Source organism: Streptomyces sp. FH025 (genome assembly GCF_017427025.1).
In the GTDB taxonomy this organism is placed as follows: domain Bacteria; phylum Actinomycetota; class Actinomycetes; order Streptomycetales; family Streptomycetaceae; genus Kitasatospora.
The window spans coordinates 1-2,624 of record NZ_JAFLNG010000898.1 but is presented as its reverse complement, the minus strand read 5'-3'; the positions used below and the strand labels follow the sequence as shown (position 1 = coordinate 2,624).

Sequence of the window (2,624 nt, the reverse complement as noted above, 5' to 3'; positions counted from 1 at the left end):
GGGACGAAGCATGGGGGGAGCTCCCTGGCACGGGCTCGGCACGGGTCGCCGAGCGGTGTGTCCATGTCACCAGGGGTGGTTCTATGCGGGTAGACAGGGGGTGGTGAATATCTGACAAAGCAACAGTCAACGAGGGTGGGGCAAGTGTTCGCTTGACGCGGCCCGGGCGCTCCGGCGTGGTGGCGCTTCAGTGTCGTGGCGCTTCGGTGTCGTGGCATTGCGGCGCTCCGGAGCGCCCGGGCCTCGTGGGTGGCGCGGCGTCAGAACAGCGGCAGGCGGCGCAGGAACACGTTCGGGAGGGCGGTGGTGTCGCCCGGGGCGGGGGCGTCGTCACGGGTGAACAGCACCGCGGTGCCGAAGGCGTCGATGTACGGCGCGTACGCGGAAGCGGTGTTCGGTGAGTCGTCGTCGGTCAGGCTGATCCGCTCGGTGCGGCCCGTCCACAGGTCGCGCCGGAAGACGTAGGCGCCGCCCTTGGGGCTGTCGGGCACCAGGTTCTGGGCCGCGGAGTCGAAGTAGACCCAGCGGCCGTCCACCGTCAGCCGGCCGGCGGAGGAGCTCTCGGTGGTCGTCGTTCCCGGCAGGCCGACGCTGGCCAGGGTCTCGGTGCCGCGCGCCAGGTCACGGACGTACACCTCGAAGTGCCGGTCCCCCCAATTGCTCCCGTGCTGGACCAGGCCGGAGTAGACCACGGAGCGGCCGTCCCAGCTGAGCGAGGGGGAGGAGGCACCGCGGTAGCCGCCCTGCTCGTCCGGGCTGGCGAGGACCGTCCGGTCGGAGCGCAGGTTCCGGACGTACAGCGGGTAGAGGCGGGGCTTGAGGATCTGCGGCTGGTCGGTCGAGGTCGAGGGGAGGGCGTCGCGGGAGTCTTGGGCGCCTCGGGCGTCTCGGGCGTCTCGGGGGTCTCGGGGGTTTCGGGCGTCGAGGGTGAACTGCTCGTCGGTCTCCTGGCCTGCCGTGGCGGCGAGCTGGGCGGCGGCGCTCCGGGGGAGGGCACCCGGCTGGTCCGGATCGGTGAGGTTGGTCGCCTTGGAGATGAAGGCGACGCTGCCGCCGTCGGCGCTGATCGCCGGGGAGGTGGAGGAGTTGTTTGCCTCCTTGCCGTCCGCGCCGAGGCTGACCAGGCGGTTCTTCCCGGTCCACAGGTCGTGGACGTAGATGTTGCCGCCGAACCACGTGACCGTGTCCGGGGCCAGGTCGGTGCGGTTGGACTGGAAGGCGACGTAGCGGCCGTCCCAGCTGATCGACGGCGTGCCGGACGACCGGTCGGACTGCGGCTTGCCCGGTTTCTCCCCGGTGGAGACCAGCCTGGTCTCGCCGGTCCAGCGGTCGTGGACGTAGACGTCCTGGAGGCCGCGGTTCGCGCCGGGTGCGAGGTCGGTGGCCCAGGAGCCGAAGGCGACGTAACGGCCGTTGCCGCTGATGGTGGCCTCGTAGGAGTCCCCGTCGGCCTGCGCGCCGCCGGGGCCGGTGTCGACCCGTTCGGTGCGGCCGGTCCACAGGTCGCGGACGAAGACGTCGGTCTTGCCGTTGGTGTCGCCGGGCACCAGGTTGCCGGCTGCCGAGGTGAAGACGGCGTAGCGGCCGTCGGCGCTCAGGCCGGCGGAGTGTGAGGCGCCGTCGGGCTGAGCGTGGTTCAGGCCGACGGAGACGCGCTCGGTGCGGGCGATGGCGTGGGTCGGGTCGGCCTGGGCGGCCGGTGCGGCGGTGAGCGCGAGGGCGGCGGCCGCGCCGAGTGCGCCGGCGGCGCGCAGCAGGCGTCGGGCTGGTCGGGCTGGTCGGGCCGATCGGGCTGGCCGGGCTGGCCGGGTTGCCTGGGTTGGCTGGGCGGTGGTGGGTGTACGGGTCATCTGGTCCCTCCCCTGGGAACGGCCGGGCCGCGTCGACGGCGGCACTCGTTCGCGCGTGGCGGCGCCCGGTGGCTGGTGCGTCGAACTCCCCGGCGGTCGGCTCGGATCGAGCCAACCGCCGGGCGGGCCGGGCGGTCAACGCTGGTGCGGCGGGAGCGGTGCATTCACGTCACGGGGTGGGGCGTGGGCCCGAAGCCGGGTGGATCGTGTGCGCATGGCCTTTGCTACGATCCGGCGACGGAGCGTCTGAGGAGGTCGTGAGCATGGATGCCGGTGGGCGGACGGAGCCGGTCGAGGTCCGCTACACGCCGACGGCCGCCGACTTCCGCGCCGCCTTCGCGGCCCGCGACCGGGGCACGGTGGCGGGGCGTCGGGTCCGGCGGAAGAACCGGGTGCTGGCCGGCTGCGCGGCGGCGGGCGCGGTGCTGCTGACGCTCGCCTCCGGAGCCGTACGGGTGCAGGCCGTGGCGCTGGCCGCGATCGCCTTGGTGGTGGCGGTCGGGCTGCCCTGGCTGCGGCTGCGGCGGGTGATGCGGATGGTGGCCGACAAGGGCGAGTTCCGGGTGGTCCTGGACGAGGTCGGGGTGACCGTCAGCAACGCGGTCTCCGTCATGCCGCTCGCCTGGCGGGAACAGCCGTACTACCTGGAGACGCCCGAGCTGTTCGTGTTGCTGGGCGGCGATGAGGAGACGCACGTACTGACCGTGCTGCCCAAGCGCGGGACGCCGGACCGGCGTCTGCTCGGCGAGTTGATCGCCCGGCATGCTTCGGTGC

2 protein-coding genes are annotated in these 2,624 nt (G+C 73.1%); one reads left to right on the top strand and one right to left on the bottom strand.

Going from position 1 to position 2,624, the window contains the following annotated elements:
• Positions 1 to 260: 260 nt before the first annotated feature.
• The gene (locus tag J0670_RS35405; RefSeq protein WP_207816680.1) at positions 261 to 1,850 is read right to left on the bottom strand and encodes a PD40 domain-containing protein; all 1,590 of its coding nucleotides are present in this window, start codon (positions 1,848 to 1,850) and stop codon (positions 261 to 263) included.
• Between the two features lie 263 nt (positions 1,851 to 2,113).
• Between J0670_RS35405 and J0670_RS35400 the strand changes: the two genes are divergently transcribed.
• A partial coding sequence (locus J0670_RS35400) for a hypothetical protein (protein WP_207816678.1) occupies positions 2,114 to 2,624 on the top strand: 511 nt, incomplete at its 3' end.